Below are 20,098 nucleotides of genomic sequence, written 5' to 3'. Positions count from 1 at the left end.
TGATGGGCTTTTTTGTTATAATAATAACTAAGAAACTTAGAGTGGTGATGAAATGAAATTATTATACACAGATATTTATAATAACATGTCTGATATATTAGCAAATAAATCTTATGATTATGCTTTAAAAGGAAAAAGAGTTTTTTATATTGCTCCAAACTCTCTATCTTTTGAAAAGGAACGACGTGTTCTTAGTTTGTTACCTAAACAAGCTTCATTTGCAATTACGGTTACACGTTTTACCCAAATGGCACGTTATTTTACACTTAATAATAAGAATAGAAGAACAAGTATTGATGATATCGGTCTTTTTATGCTTTTTCAAAAAATATTAGCTAAATTTTCTGAGGAGGATTTACCTATTTATGGACTTTTGAGAAAAGATCCTAATTTTATTGATCAGTTAGTCAATCTTCATAAGGAACTAAAAACAGCAAATATGAATTTATTGGAGCTATCAGAAATGGATAGTCCTAAATTCCAAGATTTATTAAAGATTTTTATGGCTTTAGAAGAAGAACTTGTTAATAATCATTTTGAAAGTATTTCTCCGCTAGATTATTTTTCAAGACAAGTATCTTCTGGTTTTCTTGATAATTCTTTAGCAGATGTTGTGCTTATTATTGATGGTTTTACTAGATTTTCAGCTGAAGAAGAACATCTCATCAAATTATTAGATGAAAAAGTATCAGAGATTATTGTTGGTTGTTATGCTAGTCAAAAGGCCTATCAATCAAATTATATCGAAGGAAATATCTATCAAGCTGGTGTTGATTTTCTCACGCATTTATCTTCTTTATTTTTTGTAAAACCTGAATACATAGCAAAAACCACAGAAACTTTTTTTTCTAAACTCTCTAAAACAATTGAAACTCTTTATGATTTTTCTGAGACAACCAAAGAATTAACTATTCCTAAAAATTCTCCTATCACTATATGGGAGGTAAGTCATCAAAAAGAAGAAATTGAACAAGTTGCAAAGGCAATTCGATCAAAGCTTCACAAAGGTTATCGATATAAGGATATTCTGGTGCTCTTAGGTGATGTAGATAGTTATTATCTTAATATCAAAACTATTTTTGAAAAATACCAGATTCCCTTCTATCTTTCAAAACCAGAATCAATGAGCCATCATCCTCTTGTTCATTTTATTGATTCACTTGAGCGATTAAAACGATATCATTTTAGAGCAGAAGATCTCCTCAATCTTCTAAAATCAGGATTATTTGGAAAATTTTCTCAAATGGAACTTGATATCTTTGAACAATACATTAATTATGCTGATATCAAAGGAAAAGCAGCTTTTTCTCGTGAATTCATTCATAATAATAAAGAACAATTTGACCTTGAAAAAATAAATAACATTAGACAAAGAGTAATGGCACCTCTTTTAATTTTCTTTAACAGCCACAGTAAAACTGCAAAGGGGTTATTAGAAAATTTTATTAAACTTCTAACAGATGTGAGTCTCAATAGCCATTTAGAAAATTTGGCTAAGAAATCAAGTCAAGAAGAAATAGAAAAACATCAAGAAGTTTGGAAAACTTTTTGTCATATTCTAGAACAATTTCGAATTATCTTTAAAAATGATAAATTGGATATAGCCTCTTTTTTAAATTTTCTTAGGGTTGGGATGTTATCAGCAAATTATCGTATTGTGCCTGCTACATTAGATGTTGTTAATGTGAAATCGTATGATTTAATTGAACCCCACACTAATCAATTTGTTTATGCAATTGGCCTTAGTCAATCTCATTTCCCTAAGGCTTCTAAAAATACTGGTCTTATAACTGATGAAGAGCGTTTGGTTATTAACAAAACCACTAAAAAAATAGCTTATTTTGATATTCCTAGTCAAGAAATGATGAAAAAAAATCATTTTGTAGCTTTGTCTCTTTTTAATGCAGGCACAAAAGAATTAGTTCTTTCAAGTCCAAGTATTATTAATGACAGTCAAGAAATGACCTCTCCATATATACAAGTTCTTAAACAAATTGGACTACCAACTATTAAAAAAAATCATCAATTAACTACTATTAATCCTGATGATTTAGGAAACTATAGCAGCCTTTTAAATCGTTTGGTTGATTTTTACCAAGAAGAGATTCAACAAGAAGATTTGGATAAACAAGAAAAGACTTTTTGGTCAGTTGTTGTAAGGGTATTGAAGAAAAAACTAGAAGAAGAAGATATTTTCCTACCTATTCCAAATGAGAATTTAGAAGTTGTTTCTTTAGCAAGAGATACATTAGCGGTTAAATTTCCTAAAGAAAATTATTTACAATTATCAGCTTCAGCTTTAACAGATTTTTATGAAAATGAATATAAATATTTTTTAAAATATGTTCTAGGTCTTAAAGAACAAGATTCCATTCATCCTGATGCAAGCCAGCACGGGAACTATCTCCATCGTATTTTTGAATTACTTATGGCAGATAAGAGCTCAAATACTTTTGATGAAAAACTACTTTTAGCAATTAAAACTGTTAGCCTTGAGCCTATCTTTATGAAGCTTTATCAACATGATAAAAAAAGTCAATTTTCAAAAACAATTTTACTTGATATTGTTAAACAGACTGCTTTTATGTTAAAAGATAATTCTCTAATTGAAGTAGTAGCACAAGAAGTTGTTTTTGGTACTAATAACCAAAATACCCTTACTTTAGATGATGGTAGATTGGTTAATATCAAAGGAAAAATTGATAGACTAGATTACTTAGCCAACTCAAATAGTTATGGTGTGGTTGATTATAAATCTAGTGATAAAAAATTCAATTTATCTGATTTTTACAATTGCTTAAGCCCCCAACTTATCACTTATATTGCTGCTTTAAAAAATACTAAAGAATTTAAACAGATAAATAGTATTTTTGGCGCCATGTATTTACATATGAAAAATCCCATTCTTTCACTTGATAAAATAAAATCTTTATCAGATGTTTTACCTAAATCTATAGAGGAATTAAAGTATAAAGGATTATTTTTAGAAGAAAATAGTCAAGAATTAAATCATCTCTATGCCAATAAACGATCAACTTTTTCAGAAAATGATTTAGAAATTATGATAGCTTATAATGAAAAACTTTATCGAGATGCGGCAAAAAAAATCTTATCAGGTCATTATGCAATTAATCCGTACAGCAAAGATAATAAATCAGTTACTGGTGAGCAGTTTAAAGCTATTACTCGATTTGAAGCAAATTTACATCTGTCAAAAGCCCGTCAATTAAAAACTTTTCCACGTAAAGAACAACATCGATTAATTATAGAACAGATGAAAGGAGAGATTAAGAGATGAGACAACTTCCCTTTTTAACTGTTGAAGAGATAAAATTATTACAAGAAGAAGAAAAACTCTCTGATAAACAACAAAAAAGAACAAGTGAACAAATAGAAGCCATATATAATAACGGTCAAAATATCTTAGTCTCGGCATCGGCTGGATCAGGGAAAACCTTTGTTATGGTTGAACGCATTCTTGATAAACTAAAAAGAGGTGTTAATATTGAAGAACTTTTTATTTCCACTTTTACAGTTAAGGCTGCAACTGAATTAAAGGAACGCTTGGAGTCAAAATTAACTAAGGAAATACAAAAAACTACTGATAATGATGTTCGCCATCATCTTTCCTTACAAATTGCACGGCTTCAACATGCTGATATTGGTACAATGGATGCTTTTACTCAAAAAGTTGTTGCTCAATACGGCTACTTACTTGGTCTTCCTCCACAGTTTCGTATTTTACAAGATAAAAGTGAACAAGATATTATAAAACATGAAGTTTTTGATACTTTGTTTGACAAATACATGACAGATGATAAAGTTGTTTTATTCAATAGATTAGTGAATAATTTTTCAGGTCAAAGAAAAGATACTACAGGATTTTATCAAGTTATTGATACTATTCATCAATTTATCCAATCAACAAGTGATCCTTTAAATTGGCTAAATTTGACTTTTAATAAGGCTGCTAAACAATTTGTAACTATTCATGATTTACCAATCATTATGATTGAAAAATTTTGTGACGAAATGTATAGTGTGGCGAATCAACTGGAGGATTTAACAAATCTACCTGAATACAAACAAACTACCAAACAAGGAATTCCCACAGCTAACTATAAAAAGCATCAAAATCTTTTTACTATTTTAAGAGAGTCAGCTCATGAGTTAGAAAATAATCATAATAAACTCGATCTTTCCCAGTTAGCTCTAACTATAGAGGCATTGTTACCGAGTGGAAATGAAGTGACAGTTGGTGGACAAAAATACAACCTGTATACTTCTTTACATCAGTTTATTAATCAATTTAAACATATTGATACTATTATTCGTTATCAAGAGAAAGCTATACCCTTGATTACACTTTTAAAAGATTTTATGACTGATTTTCATATTGAATACTTAAGGCGTAAAAAATTTGAAAATGCTTTTGAATTTGCTGATATTAGTCATTTTGCTATTCAACTTTTGGAAGAAAACGAGTCTGTTCGTCATAGTTTTCAAAAAAAATACCATGAAGTCATGGTTGATGAATATCAAGATACTAATCATAGTCAGGAAAAAATGCTGGAATTGTTATCTTCTGGTAATAATCGTTTTATGGTTGGCGATATCAAGCAATCCATTTATCGTTTTCGACAGGCAGATCCACAAATTTTTAATCATAAATTTAAAGATTATCAAAAAAATCCTGAAAATGGTCGACTTATTTTACTCAAGGAAAATTTTCGAAGTCAAATGGAAGTACTAGATGCAACAAATGCAATCTTTAGCCGATTAATGGATGAAAGAGTTGGTGATATTGACTATAATGACACACATAGTCTATTGGCTGGTAGCAAAGAACAGCTTTTGGCCAGTGAAGAAAACCATACAGAATTTTTAATTTATGATACTGACAGTAATTTAAGTGAAGCAGTTGTTGATGATGATTTAACTGTTTTTGAAGTTGAAATGGTAGCAAAAGAAATTATTAGGCTTAGAAATGAAAAAAATGTTTCTTTTAATGATATAACACTTCTTGTATCTTCTAGAACACGTAATAATGCAATTGTGAGAACTTTTGAAAAATATGGTATTCCTCTTGTTTCTGATGGTGGGGAACAACATTATCTTCAGTCTATTGAAATCATGGTAATGTTAGATACTTTAAGAGTCATCGATAATCCTTTAAATGACTATGCACTTGTTGCTCTTTTAAGATCACCGATGTTTTCTTTTGATGAAGATGAAATGACGCGCCTCTCTCTTCAAGGGGATAATAATGGTAAACTCTATTTTTATGAGAAACTCTTGCTTGCTCTTAATAAAAAAGGGTCTCATCCTGAACTAATCAGAGAAAAAGACCATCAAAAATTAACACGATTTTATAAAACATTAGAGTCATGGCGTTGTTTTACAAAGTCTCACGGATTGTATGATTTGATGTGGAAAATCTACAATGATCGACATTACTACGATTATGTTGGTCTCTTACCTAATGGTGAGCAAAGACAAGCTAATTTATATGCTCTAACAACCAGAGCTGATCAGTTTGAAACAACAGGTTTTAAAGGTTTATCTCGTTTTATTAGAATGATTGATAAAATTATTGAAACTGAAAATGATTTGGCTGATGTTGAAGTAGTAGCACCTAAAGAAGCTGTTAGCTTGATGACCATTCATAAAAGTAAAGGTCTACAATTTCCATATGTCTTTATTCTCAATATGGATAAACGCTTTGACAAAAGAGATGAAACTGCACCCATAATTTTAAGTCGAGACAATGGTATTGGTATCAAACTGTTGGTTGATATGAAAGAGGAATTTGGAAATAATACACAGTTACCTTATCTTTTAGTTTCAATGAAAACATTGCCTTATCAACAAAATCAACAAGAATTAACCTTGGCTGGTTTATCAGAACAAATGCGTTTACTTTATGTTGCTATGACAAGAGCTGAGAAAAAACTTTATCTTGTTGGTAAAGGCAGCCAAGAAAAATTAGCAAATCGATATGATGGAAAGGCAAAAAATGGAAAATTAACAGTCTCTAGTAGAGAACGTTTTAGCAGTTTCCAGGATTGGGTTTTAGCAGTTATGGAAGCTTTTTCCAAAACATCAAATACTCTAAAGGTTAAATTTGTAGAGCAATCTGATCTGACTCCAGATAAAATTGGTCAAATAAAACAAATGAATCCAATTCCTACAAATGATTTAAAGAATAATCGTCAAAATGATGATATTAAACGAGCACTTGACATCTTAGAAAATGTAGATAAACTAAATAAACAATATGAAGCAGCAATAAATTTACCAATGGTTAAAACACCAAGTCAAATAAAAACTTTTTATGAACCGATTATGGAAACCAGTGAGATGGTAGTAATGACAAAATATCAACCTGATGTCAATTTTAATTTTCCTGATTTCTCAAATCAAAAAAGTGTTACAGCAACCCAACTAGGATCAGCAGTACACGAATTGATGCAACGTCTACCAATTACAGAAAATCTAACAACTGATCTTATTAAAGAAACTCTTACCTTTGTTGATGCTTCTGATGCAATCAAAAAAAAGATAGATATTTCAAAAATTTTAAACTTTTTTACAACAGAACTTGGTCAAACAATAATTAAAAACACTGATAAATTGTACCGTGAAGCTCCTTTTGCTATGTTGGAGATTGATCCATTAAGTCAAGAACCATTTGTAATCAGAGGAATAATAGATGGTTTTATCAAATGTAAGGATAAGATTATTTTGTTTGATTATAAAACTGATAAATTTCAAGATGCTAGTACATTGAAAAAACGATACCAAGAACAGATGTCTTTATATGCTAAAGCTTTACAAAAATCTTATCAAATTGAGTCAGTAGAAAAATATCTAGTCTTATTGGGTGGAAAGGATTTGGAAATAGTTAAATATTAAAAAGAAGTTGCTTTAGCAACTTCTTTTTAAACTTATAAATTTAATTCTGAATAGAATAAGTCTAGAGATTTAGCTACAGACTCATTGGTTAAAAGACCACGGTAGATGTTAACACCATTGTAAAGTGCTTTATTATCTCTAAGTGCTTGTTCAACTCCCTTATTTGCTATTTCAATGGCATATGGTAAAGTTACATTTGTGAGTGCAATTGTTGATGTCCTTGGAACAGCACCAGGCATATTTGCAACAGCATAGTGGGTAACTCCATTCACCACATAAACAGGTTCATCATGAGTGGTTGAATGATCAGCAGTTTCAATAATTCCACCTTGATCAACAGCGACATCAATTACAACTGTTCCATTTTTCATAGTAGAAATTATTTCACTTGTTACAAGTTTAGGAGCACGTGCACCTGGAATTAAAACAGCACCAATAAGAAGGTCTGCTTCTTTAACTTCTTTAGCAATATTAAGCGGATTTGACATCAAGGTTTGAATACTATTACCAAATTGTGCATTTAATTCAGCTAATCGTTTAAGGTTAACATCTAAGATAGTAACATCTGCACCTAACCCAACGGCCATTTGGGCAGCATTAGTACCAACAACGCCCCCTCCAATAATAACAACTTTTCCTTTTTTAACACCAGGAACACCACCAATTAATATACCAAGACCATTGTTAATTTTTGTGAGATAATGAGTTCCAATTTGGACAGCCATCCGACCAGCAACCTCACTCATTGGATTAAGTAGTGGCAAGAGACCATCTTTTTCGACAGTTTCATAAGCAATCGCGATGATTTTACTGTCTAAGAGTGCTTTTGTTAATTCAGGTGCAGGAGCTAAGTGAAGGTAGGTAAAAAGAACAAGTCCTTCCTTGAAAAAAACATACTCTTCTTTAAGAGGTTCTTTAACTTTAATGACAAAATCTACATCCCAAGCCTCCTTAGCAGAAGCAACAATTTTGGCACCTTGCTCAATGTATTCTTCATTAGTAAAACCAGATCCTAAGCCTGCATTTGTCTCAATAAGTACTTCATGACCGTTTTGTTTTAAGGAAAGTACACCTGCTGGAGTCAATCCAACACGATTTTCATGTGTTTTAATTTCTTTTGGAACACCTATAATCATATTTTCTTCCTTTCTTCAACTTTTTGTTTAAAACTCTATGTACATATTTTACACTATCTTTGATTTCAGTCAACTATCTACATAAACTTACTAAAACTTTATTTTTTTTTAATATTTTTAACCACTCATTTTTTTATTTCAAAAAGTTGCCATATTCATTAAAAAAGAGTATACTCAATGAGACTATTTAAATGAATAAGGAGAATATTTTGACAGATAAAATAAGAGTGTTACTATACTACAAATACACACCAATTGAGAATGCAAAGGAGTATGCAAAAGAGCATTTAGCTTTTTGTAAAAGCATTGGATTAAAAGGACGCATCATTATTTCTGATGAAGGAATCAATGGTACTGTTTCAGGTAATTATGAAATCACCCAAAAATATATGGACTATGTTCATAGCGATGAGCGATTTGCTGATTTGTGGTTTAAGTATGATAAAGAAAGAACAGATGCCTTTAAAAAAATGTTTGTTCGCTACAAACGTGAAATTGTCCACTTAGGACTAGAAGATGATGTTAATCCTTTAGAGTTGACTGGGAAATACCTTTCACCAAAAGAATTTAAAGATGCGATTCTTGATAAAGACACTGTTGTTATTGACGCACGTAATGATTATGAGTATGATCTAGGTCATTTCCGTGGAGCAGTAAGACCAGAAATCAGAAACTTTAGAGAATTACCAAAATGGATTAGAGACAATAAAGAAAAATTCATGGATAAAAAAATTGTCACATACTGTACTGGTGGTGTCCGTTGTGAAAAATTCTCTGGTTGGCTATTACGTGAAGGCTTTGAAGAGGTTGGTCAATTACATGGTGGTATTACTACTTATGGAAAAGACCCTGAAGTTAAGGGTGAACTTTGGGATGGACAAATGTATGTCTTTGATGAACGTATTGCTGTTCCAATCAACCAAGTAGACCCTAAAATTGTTGGCGTTGACTGGTTTGATGGTACACCTTGTGAGCGCTATGTTAATTGTGGTAACCCGTTTTGTAATCGTCAGATATTAACTTCTAAGGAAAATGAAGACAAATACTTACGTGGTTGTTCTAAAGAGTGTCGTCAACATGAAAAAAATCGCTACATTACTGAAAATGGCTTAACTAAACAAGAATGGGAAAAAGCACTCAACAAAATTGGTGAATCCATAGATGTAATTGCATAAACAAGCTGTAAAATTACAAATAAAAACAGGATTGGTTTAAATCCTGTTTTTATGTTTTACTTAGCGTGATACGCGTCTGCGAGCAGCTTTTTTGCGATTTTCTTCAATAAAAGCGACTTTTTTTTCTTCAGGTTCAATGATGGTTTTTTTAACTGCAAATACTGCACTAGCAACGGTTACTAAAGTACCAACAACACCAGTTGCCAACCCTTTTAAGAAACTATAATTTTTTGACATAGGGATTCTCCTTTTTCTTATGTTATAATATATACTAACGAAAAAAGCCTAAAAATTCAAGGAAAAGGTATGAAAACAAAAATAATTGTTATCCTTGGGCCTACAGCGATTGGAAAAACGGCTCTAGGAATTCGACTTGCAAAAAAATACAATGGTGAAATTATTAGTGGTGATAGCCAACAAGTCTATCGACATCTCAATATTGGTACAGCAAAAGTCACCAAAGAAGAACAAGAAGAAGTCCCTCATTATCTGATTGATATCGTTGATATCGCAGATAATTATTCGGTTTTTGACTTTGTTTCTGAGGCTAAAAAAGCCATTAATATTATTGTTAAAAAAGGAAAAATACCAATTATTGTAGGTGGCACTGGTCTTTATCTTCAAAGTTTATTAGAGGGCTATCATCTTGGTGGAAATATGAATCAAAAAAAAGTAAATGACTATCGCAAGTACCTAGAAAAATTAAGCGATGAGAGTCTCTTTGCACTAGTTAAAAAAGAAAAATTAGAAGTTCGTGAATTAAATCGTAGAAGAGCGATTAGAAGTTTAGAAATTGCTAGGTTTGGTAGAGATTTAGAAAATCAACCTCCACATTTTGACACATTAATTATTGGTTTAAATGATGAGAGAGAAAAACTTTATGATCGTATTAATCAACGCGTTGATAAGATGATGGCAAAAGGAATACTAGAGGAAGCAAAATGGCTTTATGATAACTTTCCAAATAGCCAAGCTACAAAAGGAATTGGTTATAAGGAATTTTTCCCTTATTTCGAAGGAAAAATATCACTAGAAGAAGCCATTAATCAATTAAAACAAAATACTCGACGATTTGCAAAAAGGCAGATAACCTGGTTTAAAAATAGGATGGCTGTCACCTTTTTTCAAATGAATGAAAACAATATTATTGAAATTATCGATCAAAACGTTAAAATATTTTTAAGTCAAAAAGAGGCTGAATAAAGCCTTTTTTTAGTTAGATTTTAACAGTAGTTTTATGGTATAATATATAGATGATTAAAAGAGAGGAGACAACTAATGCTTGAAACCAAAAAAAAGCAAGAACGGGTTATCTTATTAGGTGTATCCTTACCAAATGATAATAATATTTTAATGTCAATGCTTGAATTAGAACAATTAGCCAAAACTGCTGGTGGATTTGTTATTGACAATCTTATACAAAATAGAGAAAAATACGACAGTACTACTTTTATCGGTAAAGGTAAATTAGAAGAGATTAAGCAAATTATTATTGCACAGAAAATAGATACAGTTATTGTTAATAATCGTTTAACTGCCAGACAAAACATTAATCTTGAAACAAAACTTGGTGTTAAAGTTATTGATCGCATGCAGTTAATTCTTGATATTTTTGCGATGAGAGCAAGAAGCCATGAAGGAAAACTACAAGTTCAACTGGCTCAATTAAAGTATCTTTTACCTAGATTAGTTGGACATGGCATTATGCTAAGTCGCCAAGCTGGTGGTATTGGAAGTCGGGGACCAGGAGAAAGTCAACTTGAATTAAATAGACGATCCATAAGAAATCAAATTAATGATATTGAAAAAAAATTAAAAATTGTTGCTAAAAATAGAGAAACGACTAGAGAAAAAAGAGTAGCTTCATCTTCATTTAATATAGGACTGATTGGTTATACCAATGCAGGTAAGTCAACTATTATGAATCTTTTGACTGACAACAGTCATTATGAAGCTAATGAATTGTTTGCAACTCTTGATGCTTCAACAAAGCAAGTTTATCTTAAAGACAGGTTTCAAGCAACACTAACCGATACTGTTGGTTTCATTCAAGATTTACCAACAGAACTGGTTGCTGCTTTCAAATCAACTCTTGAAGAAAGTCGTCAAGTAGATTTATTACTCCATGTTATTGATGCTAGCGATCCCAATCATCTTGAACAAGAAAAGGTTGTTCAAGATTTATTAACAGAGCTTGATATGACTAATATACCTCGTCTAGCTGTTTACAACAAAATGGACTTGGTAGATAATTTTGTGCCAAATCTTCATCCAAGAGTGATGATTTCTGCTAAATCACCTAATGCTTCAAATAGAATTCGTTCAATTATTATTGATGAAATTAAGAAGCTATTTCACCCTTTTAACATGATAATCAAACCCGAAAATAGTTATCAATTATTTAAGTTGAGTCAACTGGCTTTTTTAGATGAAGACAACTTGAAAGATGGTACAATAGCAGTTAAAGGCTATATTTCTTCGAAAGATAAATGGAAGCTAGAGGAATTTTATCATGGATTATCTTAAATTAGCAATGACTTATGGTGGTTTTACTAATCTTGATCGAAATTACTTGACCCATCTTTTTAAAAATATGGAAGAAAGAGATGTGATACGCTTGATTACGCCGCCACCGAGTGTTATCAATGCTTACTTTGCTGAGATTTATCAAAAACAATCCCCTAAAGCAGCAACCGATTATTATTTTCAACTGAGCTTAGCTCTTCAATTATTTGATGATGAGCCAAGTTTTATTGAAAAAAATCCTTTTGTTAGATTAAATTTATCAGGAAAGGCTTATGGATTTTCTTATGAAAGTGAACTGGAAGTTGCACAAGTTTTTAGTGAAAAACCAGCAAAGATAACTGAAAAAATACTATTACAACTTGCACAAATTTTTCCTGATTACAAAATATTTAAAGAAGATAATAAAATTAAAATGATGGTAAAAGAATTTGATAAAACAAATGCTAAAATCATCCCACAAACAGAATTTTTAGTTACTGAAATTAAGCTATTAAAAGGTGATGTTATTGAAATTGCTAGTTTTAATGAAGATGAATTACTAGAAGCATCTAAAAATTATTTTGGGAAAAAATATTATCAATTTAAGCAAAGACAAGTAATTATTTATATTGAAAAAGAATAGCTATAGATTAGAAAGTATCGAAAAAGTATGGAAATTCAATTTTTAGGAACTAGTGCAGGGCAACCTTCAAAAACAAGAAATGTGTCAAGTCTCGTTTTAAAATTGCTCGATGAAATTAACGAAATTTGGATGTTTGATTGTGGAGAAGGAACCCAAAGACAAATTCTAGAAACAACAATTAAACCTAGAAAAGTAAGGAAAGTCTTTATCAGCCACTTACACGGTGATCATGTACTTGGTCTTCCTGGTTTTTTATCAAGTCGTTCCTTCCAAGCAAATGATAAACAAACGGATATTGACATTTTTGGTCCTGTTGGGATTAGAAGTTATGTCTTATCAAGTTTACGAGTGACAGGTTCTCGTTTACCTTATCGAATTAAATTTAATGAGTTAGAAGAAAAGCAACTAGGAAAGATTTTTGAATCTGACAAATTTATCGTTTTTGCTGAAAAACTTGACCACAGCATTCTTAGTATTGGTTATCGAATAATGCAAAAAGATTTAGAAGGTACGTTAGATGCTGAAGGTTTAAAAAAAGCAGGAGTACCGTTTGGTCCCTTATTTGGTCAATTAAAACATGGTCAGGATGTTACCTTATTAGATGGACGAACAATTAAAGCAAAAGACTATTTATCTGACCCTAAAAAAGGAAAAATTATTACCATTTTAGGAGATACAAGAAAAACAGATGCTAGTGTTCGTCTAGCTTTAGGAGCTGACGTACTTGTTCATGAGTCAACTTATGGTAAAGGTGATGAAAAAATTGCAAAAAATCATGCACATTCTACTAATATGCAAGCTGCAGAGGTCGCCAAAGAAGCTGGAGCAAAACAATTATTATTAAATCATGTTAGTGCACGCTTTTTATCAAGGGATATTCGCCAATTAGAAAAAGATGCAAAAACGATTTTTGAAAACACTCATGTGGTGAAGGATTTAGAAGAGATTATTATTAAATGAATAGAAAAAAAAGAGTGATAGTTATTACAGGTGCCGGTGGTGGTTTGGCGCAATCAATCGTTAAACAACTACCAAATAGTGACTACTTGATTTTACTAAGTCGTCAAAAAGAGAAATTACAACGTATTTATGGATCATCAGAACATTATTTTTATAAGTCACTTAATTTACGTGATGACAAGGCAATTAGTGATATGGTTGATGACATCTACAAACAGTTTGGCCAAATTGATGTCATGATAAATAATGCAGGTTTTGGTGAATTTAAAGATTTTACTAATTTTACTAATGATGAAATACGTGAAATGTTTGATGTTAATACTTTTGCCACCATTCAATTTTCAAGATTAGTTGGTCAAAGAATGGCTCAAAAAAAACATGGGCATATTATTAATATTGCTAGTATGGCAGGTCTTATTGCTTCAAATAAATCAAGTATCTATTCAGCAACAAAATTTGCTGTGATAGGTTTTTCAAATGCTCTTCGTTTAGAACTAGCTAAAGACAATGTTTATGTTACAACGGTTAATCCTGGTCCAATTAAAACAAATTTCTTTGATAGAGCAGATCCATCAGGTGGTTATTTAAAAATGGTAGAAAGATTCACCTTAGAAGCTGATGATGTTGCTCAAAAAATCATTAAATATATGGGGAAAAATAAGCGTGATATCAATCTTCCTCTACTTTTAAATATTGCTCATAAATGCTATGTTTTGTTCCCTAAACTATCTGATATGTTAGCAAGGAAGGTTTTTAATTTCAAATGATTTCACCAAAATATAATTGGTTATTACCTGAAAATAAAAAATTTTTTAATGATTGTGATTTTCCTAAAAAAGAAGGTATTGATACGATTGCCGATCAAATTCTTTATCATAGAGGGATTCAAACGAAAGAACAACTTGATGATTTTCTATCAACTGATATCTCACAATTACACGACCCTTTCTTATTAAATGATATGAAAAAAGCAGTTGATAGAATTCGACGGGCTGTTGAAATTAATGAAAAAATTCTCGTTTACGGTGATTATGATGCTGATGGTATGACAGCCGCTTCTATTTTAAAAGAAACCTTAGAAGCATTGGGCGCAGAAAGTATTATCTATCTACCAAACCGATTTGTCGACGGATATGGACCAAATAAAAGTGTTTATCAATATTATATTGAACAAGAAAAGGTTAATCTCATTGTCACTGTTGATAACGGTGTTTCAGGTCATGAAGCAATTAACTATGCTAATGAAATGGGTGTTGACGTTATCGTTACCGATCACCATAGTATGCCAGCTAAATTACCAGATGCCTATGCCATTATTCATCCCGAGCATCATGGAGCGAATTATCCTTTTAAATATCTTGCAGGATGTGGAGTAGCTTTTAAACTTGCCTGTGCTCTTTTAGAAACTATTCCTACGGAATTACTAGATTTAGTAGCGATAGGTACCATTGCTGATATGGTTAGTTTGACGGGTGAAAACAGAACACTTGTTAAAATGGGATTAGAAGTCCTAAAAGATACTGAACGTTTAGGCTTATTAGATCTATTAAACCTATCAAATGTTGAAAAAGATGGTATCAGTGAAGAAACAATTGGCTTTATTTTAGCCCCACAACTTAATGCTCTTGGTAGATTAGATGACCCAAGTCCAGCAATTGAGTTACTAACTGGCTTTGATGAAGAAGAAACTCACCAAATTGCATTAATGATTCAAGCTAAAAATGATGAAAGAAAAACTTTGGTTCAATCTATTTATGATGAAGCAATGCTTATGGTTGATAAAACACAACCAATTCAAATTTTGGCTAAAGAAGGATGGCATCCTGGTGTTTTAGGGATTGTTGCTGGTCGTATTTTAGAACAAATTAGTCAGCCTGTTATTGTTCTAACAATTGATGGTGATTATGCAAAAGGTAGTGGTAGAAGTCCAGATAGTTTCGATCTTTTTGAAGCTCTTAATAAAAATCGTGATTTATTTGTTGCTTTTGGAGGGCATAGTGGTGCTGCTGGGATGACTATTGAAACTTGTCAGATAGCTACTTTGTCAAAAGCAGTTCGTGATGATATGATTGCCAATCATCTTGAAGGAACTAAAAAAAATAATCTTTCAATTGATGCTTTTCTTAATCTCTCTGATATTGATTTTTCACTGTTAAAAAGCTTTGATAGGCTAGCTCCTTTTGGTATGGGTAATAAAAAACCCTGTTTCTTACTAAGAAATTTCACAGTTAAAATTGCAAGAACTATGGGTGAAACTAAAAATCATCTTAAATTGAGAATTACTCAAGATGGTGTTGAATGTGATGTTGTTGCTTTTAATTTTGGACATTTGGTTCAAGAATTTCAACAGTTACAAAATATTGAGATGGTAACAACTTTATCAGTTAATAAATGGAATGGTAATACGTCCATTCAACTGATGCTGGTTGATGCTAAGGTAAATGGCGTCCAGTTGATTGATATCAGAGCTAAAAATGCCCTGGCTCCAGAAAATATTCCAACGATTGAAGAGGATAAAGAAAGCAAAATTGTTCTTATTTCAGATATTCCTGAGGACGAGGAGACTTTAAAAAACTTATTTGTTAATCGCGATTTTGATGCTATTTATTTTAAAAACTCAATTTCAATGCCTTACTATTTATCAGGTTACGGAACAAGACAACAGTTCACCCATCTTTACAAAACGATTTTTCAATTTGATAGTTTTGACATTCGTCATAAATTAGATATGCTTTCTGATTACTTATCAATCCCTAAAATATTACTAATTAAAATGATACAAATTTTTGAAGAACTTGAATTTGTTATTATTAATGATGGGATAATGACAGTCAATAAAACTGCCAAAAAACGTGAAATTAGTGAAAGCAATACTTATCAAAAATTGAAAAAAACTGTAGCATTTCAGTCATTAATGGCCTTAGGAACCCCAGAGGAAATCTATCACTATTTGAAAGGAAAATAAGATGAGATTGTGGCATGAATGTTTGATTGAAAAATTACCAAGACAACAGCTTTTAGGACAACACAGAGAATGTGCAGCCTTGCGTGGTTCTGGTTGGGGAAAAAAACATGCTACAGTCAACTATGTTTTTAATCACAGTCCTTATAAATTATTTCAATACCATCAACTTATCATGAATGAAATGACAAAAAGAGGTTATAAACCTGATAAATTATGGCTTAATCCTCTATACAGAGGTAAGAATACACAAGCATACAAGAGTTTAGAAGCAGTGGCGCTTACTAAGCCAATTTATCCTGAACATAATGCTATTTACCTTAATGAATGTTTGAAAAATTTAGAAGAGAAAGCAATCATTCTATAAATTGATAAATTTACCATTTATAAAATTCATGATATAATATAACATAAACTATTTTGGCTGTTGCCATAGAAAGATTAAAAATGAATTTAAAAAATTACATTGCGACAATTAAGGATTATCCTAAAGAAGGAATTGAATTTAGAGACATTAGTCCTCTAATGGCAGACGGAAATGCATATAGCTATGCTATACGCGATATAGTTCAGTATGCAACTGATAAAAAAATTGATATGATTGTTGGTCCAGAAGCACGTGGTTTCATTGTTGGTTGTCCAGTTGCTTTTGAACTTGGTATTGGTTTTGCACCAGTTCGTAAACCTGGAAAATTACCTCGCGAAGTCATTTCAGCTGATTATGAAAAAGAATACGGTATTGATACATTAACCATGCACGCTGATGCTATTAAACCTGGGCAAAGAGTATTGATTGTTGATGATTTGCTTGCTACAGGTGGTACTGTTAAAGCAACTATTGAGCTTGTTGAAAAAATGGGTGGTATTGTTGCAGGTTGTGCCTTTTTAATCGAATTAGATGATTTAAAAGGAAGAGAAGCTATTGGTGATTATGATTACAAGGTCTTGATGCATTTTTAATCACTATAAAACATTATTTGTTAATAACAGTAAAGGATAGAGATATCATGAGTTTTTCAAAAGCCTTCGATTCAGGAATTTTGGTTTTACCAAGTGATTTATTATTCCAGTTTTATCACATTTTTGAAAATGTTGATGACTACTTGGTTTGGCAATTTTTCTATCTGCAAAACACAACAAAAATTGAAGAAATAGCTCCAAGCCATATAGCTAAGGCGATAGGTAGAACAGTTGCGGATGTTAATAGATCTATTTCAAATTTAAAAAAAGCTGAATTATTGGAAATTAGAACTATTGAATTAGCAGGTGACAGTGAAATCATTTTTGATGCAACACCAGCTTTAAAAAAATTAGATGATCTCTTTCAAAAACACGAAAGTTTTTCTGATAATCCTCAAGAAAATGATACGATTAACGTTATTAAACCTTTAGTAGAGACTTTTGAACAAGAGCTTGGTCGTTTGCTTAGTCCCTTTGAACTGGAAGATTTAACTAAATTAGTTAATGATGACAACACTGATCCAGAAATTATTCTTGCTGCCTTAAAGGAGGCTGTGTTTAATGGTAAAACTAACTGGAAATATATTCAAGCAATTCTTAGAAACTGGCGTAGAGAAGGTATAACAACAGTGCGTCAAGTTGAAGAAAGACGAAAACAAAGAGAAGAAGCAGATCCTAAAAATGTTGTCATCTCAGATGATTTTAAGACAGCTTTAAATTTATGGAGTGATTGATGAGAATTGGTAAAGAACGCTTAAAAAAAGTTCTAGCTATTATTGGTGACCTTTTTCCAAATGCTCATGGTGAATTAACCTATAATACCCCTTTTCAGTTACTAGTTGCTGTTATTTTATCCGCTCAAACAACTGATAAGGCTGTTAATAAAGTGACACCAAAATTGTGGCAACGCTATCCTCAAATAGAAGATTTAGCGAGTGCTGAGGTTAGTGAGGTTGAAAATGACATCAAGCACATTGGTCTTTATAAAACAAAGGCAAAAAATATTATTAAAACAGCACAATTAATTCTAGAAAAGTTTGATGGTCAATTACCAAAAACGCACAAAGAATTAGAAAGCTTACCCGGTGTAGGTCGAAAAACTGCTAATGTCACTTTGGCAGAGATATACAAAATACCGGCTATTGCTGTTGACACTCATGTTGCAAGAATAGCTAAAAGGTTAAATATTTCCTCACCAACAGCTGATGTTGTGGAGATTGAACAAGATTTAATGAAAAAAATTCCTAAAAAAGATTGGATTGTAACTCATCATCGTCTAATCTTCTTTGGTCGTTACCATTGTCTGGCTAAAAATCCTAAATGTGACATTTGTCCTGTTCAGAGTTATTGTAAATATTATAAGGAAACTTATGGAAGAACTTAATCTATCACTACGTTTAAAAGAAGTAGCAAGCTTGGTACCATTAGGTAGCAAGCTTCTTGATGTTGGGAGCGACCATGCTTATTTACCAATTTATCTTCTAAAACAAAAAAAAATTAGTGGTGCTATTGCTGGAGAAGTTGCTGTGGGACCATATCAGTCTGCTTTATCAAATGTTAAAGCACATCAACTAGAAAAATTGATCACAGTAAGATTGGCTGATGGGCTTAAAGCTTTAGACGATTTTGATTGTGTGTCAGATATTACCATTTGTGGGATGGGGGGACGTTTGATTTCAACTATTTTAGAAAATGATAAAGAAAAACTTTCATCTATTTCACATTTAATATTACAACCCAACAACCGTGAAGAGGAACTTAGAAATTGGCTAACTATAAATCAGTTTACAATTATTAATGAAAAGATTATTGAAGAGAATAATAAAATTTATGAAATTATTGTAGCAAAAAAAGGTACCTCAAACATCACACAAATAGAAAAGCAATTTGGTCCCTTTCTTTTACTTGAAAAATCACCTGTGTTTTTAAAAAAATGGCAAAAAGAGCAACAAAAATTATTATTTGCTTTGAAACAAATTCCAGAAAATTACCAAAGTGAAAGAAAGCAACTTTCAAGAAAGATAAAAATGATTAAGGAGATTCTAAATGAAAGCTAAAGCAATTATTGATCGTTATGAAGAATTCTGCCCTCAAGAATTATCACTTGAGGGTGATATTTCTGGTCTTCAAATTGGTAGTTTAGATAAGGATGTTACTAATGTCATGATAGCACTTGATGTCAGAGAAGCGACTGTTAAAGAGGCAATTTCTAAAAATGTTGACCTTTTAATTGTTAAGCATGCTCCTATTTTTAAACCTCTAGTCAATCTTATTACTAATCCTAAAAATAATATTTATCTTGATCTAGTCAAACATGACATTGCTGTGTATGTTAGTCATACTAATATTGATGTGGTTGATGGTGGCCTTAATGATTGGTTTTGTGAGTTGTTAGATATCAATGAAACAAGCTATTTAAGTGAAACCAAAGAAGGATTTGGTATTGGTCGCATTGGAGATATTTCCCCAATTCCTTTTGAGGAGTTAGCTAAGAATATTGCGCATGTGTTCAATTTAGATAGTGTTCGTTTGGTTAGCTATGAAAATGATAATCCAATAGTTTCTCGAATTGCCATTTGTGGTGGTAGTGCTCAAAATTTTTATCAAGAAGCTATCACTAAAGGTGCTCAAGTTTATATTACAGGTGATATCTATTACCATACTGCTCAAGAGATGTTAACAGATGGACTTTTAGCCATTGACCCGGGACATCATATTGAAGTTTTGTTTGTTAAAAAATTACATGAAAAATTTGAAAGATGGAAAAGAGAAAACAATTGGGATGTAGATTTTATAAAAAGCCAAGCCAATACTAATCCGTTTTATCATTTATAGGAGTTTT

General features: G+C 31.6%; 17 protein-coding genes. 15 read left to right on the top strand and 2 right to left on the bottom strand.

Annotation, left to right across the window (positions count from 1 at the left end; translation table 11 throughout):
- Positions 1-52 precede the first annotated feature (52 nt).
- Positions 53-3,298, top strand: a complete 3,246-nt coding sequence (gene rexB, locus A3I1_RS0102405) for an ATP-dependent nuclease subunit B (protein ID WP_018369732.1) — start codon at positions 53-55, stop codon at positions 3,296-3,298.
- Positions 3,295-6,915, top strand: a complete 3,621-nt coding sequence (gene addA / locus A3I1_RS0102400; RefSeq protein WP_018369731.1) for a helicase-exonuclease AddAB subunit AddA — start codon at positions 3,295-3,297, stop codon at positions 6,913-6,915. Before rexB ends, addA begins: the two co-directional genes overlap by 4 nt.
- Before the next feature lie 32 nt (positions 6,916-6,947).
- Here addA and ald read toward each other — a convergent pair whose 3' ends face one another.
- Positions 6,948-8,051, bottom strand: coding sequence for an alanine dehydrogenase (gene ald / locus A3I1_RS0102395; RefSeq protein ID WP_018369730.1), 1,104 nt, complete (start codon positions 8,049-8,051; stop codon positions 6,948-6,950).
- A gap of 209 nt (positions 8,052-8,260) precedes the next feature.
- On the opposite strand from ald, the gene trhO reads away from it, so the two are divergent.
- On the top strand, positions 8,261-9,226 hold the full coding sequence (trhO, locus tag A3I1_RS0102390; protein WP_018369729.1) for an oxygen-dependent tRNA uridine(34) hydroxylase TrhO: 966 nt from the start codon (positions 8,261-8,263) through the stop codon (positions 9,224-9,226).
- Positions 9,227-9,286: 60 nt separating this feature from the next.
- Here the strand turns inward: trhO and A3I1_RS08340 are convergent, their stop codons facing one another.
- Entirely contained in the window at positions 9,287-9,463 is a 177-nt protein-coding gene (locus A3I1_RS08340; RefSeq protein WP_018369728.1) for a DUF3042 family protein, read from the bottom strand.
- Between the two features lie 69 nt (positions 9,464-9,532).
- Between A3I1_RS08340 and miaA the strand changes: the two genes are divergently transcribed.
- From miaA to A3I1_RS0102325, 12 genes are all read left to right on the top strand, one after another.
- Entirely contained in the window at positions 9,533-10,429 is an 897-nt protein-coding gene (gene miaA, locus A3I1_RS0102380) for a tRNA (adenosine(37)-N6)-dimethylallyltransferase MiaA (RefSeq protein WP_018369727.1), read from the top strand.
- A gap of 75 nt (positions 10,430-10,504) precedes the next feature.
- Positions 10,505-11,752 carry a GTPase HflX gene (gene hflX / locus A3I1_RS0102375; RefSeq protein ID WP_018369726.1) on the top strand — a complete coding sequence of 416 codons (1,248 nt, stop codon included), beginning with the start codon at positions 10,505-10,507 and terminating at the stop codon, positions 11,750-11,752.
- Positions 11,739-12,374 (top strand): HIT family protein, encoded by a 636-nt coding sequence (locus tag A3I1_RS0102370; RefSeq protein ID WP_018369725.1) that lies wholly within the window; start codon positions 11,739-11,741, stop codon positions 12,372-12,374. The genes hflX and A3I1_RS0102370 overlap by 14 nt, the downstream gene beginning before the upstream one ends.
- A gap of 27 nt (positions 12,375-12,401) precedes the next feature.
- Entirely contained in the window at positions 12,402-13,334 is a 933-nt protein-coding gene (gene rnz, locus A3I1_RS0102365) for a ribonuclease Z (protein WP_018369724.1), read from the top strand.
- Positions 13,331-14,101: an SDR family NAD(P)-dependent oxidoreductase gene (locus A3I1_RS0102360; RefSeq protein WP_018369723.1), complete on the top strand. Its 771-nt coding sequence runs from the start codon at positions 13,331-13,333 to the stop codon at positions 14,099-14,101. The genes rnz and A3I1_RS0102360 overlap by 4 nt, the downstream gene beginning before the upstream one ends.
- Positions 14,098-16,299, top strand: coding sequence for a single-stranded-DNA-specific exonuclease RecJ (recJ, locus tag A3I1_RS0102355; protein WP_018369722.1), 2,202 nt, complete (start codon positions 14,098-14,100; stop codon positions 16,297-16,299). The genes A3I1_RS0102360 and recJ overlap by 4 nt, the downstream gene beginning before the upstream one ends.
- 1 nt (position 16,300) lies before the next feature.
- Positions 16,301-16,663, top strand: a complete 363-nt coding sequence (locus A3I1_RS0102350) for a TIGR02328 family protein (RefSeq protein ID WP_018369721.1) — start codon at positions 16,301-16,303, stop codon at positions 16,661-16,663.
- Between the two features lie 80 nt (positions 16,664-16,743).
- Entirely contained in the window at positions 16,744-17,256 is a 513-nt protein-coding gene (locus tag A3I1_RS0102345) for an adenine phosphoribosyltransferase (protein ID WP_018369720.1), read from the top strand.
- Between the two features lie 47 nt (positions 17,257-17,303).
- Positions 17,304-17,990 carry a DnaD domain-containing protein gene (locus A3I1_RS0102340; RefSeq protein ID WP_018369719.1) on the top strand — a complete coding sequence of 229 codons (687 nt, stop codon included), beginning with the start codon at positions 17,304-17,306 and terminating at the stop codon, positions 17,988-17,990.
- Positions 17,990-18,640: an endonuclease III gene (gene nth, locus A3I1_RS0102335; RefSeq protein ID WP_018369718.1), complete on the top strand. Its 651-nt coding sequence runs from the start codon at positions 17,990-17,992 to the stop codon at positions 18,638-18,640. Before A3I1_RS0102340 ends, nth begins: the two co-directional genes overlap by 1 nt.
- On the top strand, positions 18,627-19,313 hold the full coding sequence (locus A3I1_RS0102330) for a tRNA (adenine(22)-N(1))-methyltransferase (protein ID WP_018369717.1): 687 nt from the start codon (positions 18,627-18,629) through the stop codon (positions 19,311-19,313). Before nth ends, A3I1_RS0102330 begins: the two co-directional genes overlap by 14 nt.
- Positions 19,303-20,091 (top strand): Nif3-like dinuclear metal center hexameric protein, encoded by a 789-nt coding sequence (locus tag A3I1_RS0102325; RefSeq protein WP_018369716.1) that lies wholly within the window; start codon positions 19,303-19,305, stop codon positions 20,089-20,091. The genes A3I1_RS0102330 and A3I1_RS0102325 overlap by 11 nt, the downstream gene beginning before the upstream one ends.
- The last annotated feature ends 7 nt before the right edge of the window (positions 20,092-20,098 follow it).

Source organism: Streptococcus marimammalium DSM 18627 (assembly GCF_000380045.1).
Taxonomy (GTDB): Bacteria; Bacillota; Bacilli; order Lactobacillales; family Streptococcaceae; genus Streptococcus; species Streptococcus marimammalium.
This window is presented reverse-complemented; position numbering and strand designations above follow the sequence as displayed.

Coding starts and splice junctions, on each gene's coding strand:
- recJ (WP_018369722.1), top strand. CDS start 14,098: ATGATTTCACCAAAATATAATTGGTTATTACCTGAAAATAAAAAATTT.
- miaA (WP_018369727.1), top strand. CDS start 9,533: ATGAAAACAAAAATAATTGTTATCCTTGGGCCTACAGCGATTGGAAAA.
- addA (WP_018369731.1), top strand. CDS start 3,295: ATGAGACAACTTCCCTTTTTAACTGTTGAAGAGATAAAATTATTACAA.
- ald (WP_018369730.1), bottom strand. CDS start 8,051: ATGATTATAGGTGTTCCAAAAGAAATTAAAACACATGAAAATCGTGTT.
- A3I1_RS0102345 (WP_018369720.1), top strand. CDS start 16,744: ATGAATTTAAAAAATTACATTGCGACAATTAAGGATTATCCTAAAGAA.
- A3I1_RS0102350 (WP_018369721.1), top strand. CDS start 16,301: ATGAGATTGTGGCATGAATGTTTGATTGAAAAATTACCAAGACAACAG.
- hflX (WP_018369726.1), top strand. CDS start 10,505: ATGCTTGAAACCAAAAAAAAGCAAGAACGGGTTATCTTATTAGGTGTA.
- nth (WP_018369718.1), top strand. CDS start 17,990: ATGAGAATTGGTAAAGAACGCTTAAAAAAAGTTCTAGCTATTATTGGT.
- rexB (WP_018369732.1), top strand. CDS start 53: ATGAAATTATTATACACAGATATTTATAATAACATGTCTGATATATTA.
- A3I1_RS0102325 (WP_018369716.1), top strand. CDS start 19,303: ATGAAAGCTAAAGCAATTATTGATCGTTATGAAGAATTCTGCCCTCAA.
- A3I1_RS0102330 (WP_018369717.1), top strand. CDS start 18,627: ATGGAAGAACTTAATCTATCACTACGTTTAAAAGAAGTAGCAAGCTTG.
- A3I1_RS0102360 (WP_018369723.1), top strand. CDS start 13,331: ATGAATAGAAAAAAAAGAGTGATAGTTATTACAGGTGCCGGTGGTGGT.
- A3I1_RS08340 (WP_018369728.1), bottom strand. CDS start 9,463: ATGTCAAAAAATTATAGTTTCTTAAAAGGGTTGGCAACTGGTGTTGTT.
- A3I1_RS0102370 (WP_018369725.1), top strand. CDS start 11,739: ATGGATTATCTTAAATTAGCAATGACTTATGGTGGTTTTACTAATCTT.
- A3I1_RS0102340 (WP_018369719.1), top strand. CDS start 17,304: ATGAGTTTTTCAAAAGCCTTCGATTCAGGAATTTTGGTTTTACCAAGT.
- rnz (WP_018369724.1), top strand. CDS start 12,402: ATGGAAATTCAATTTTTAGGAACTAGTGCAGGGCAACCTTCAAAAACA.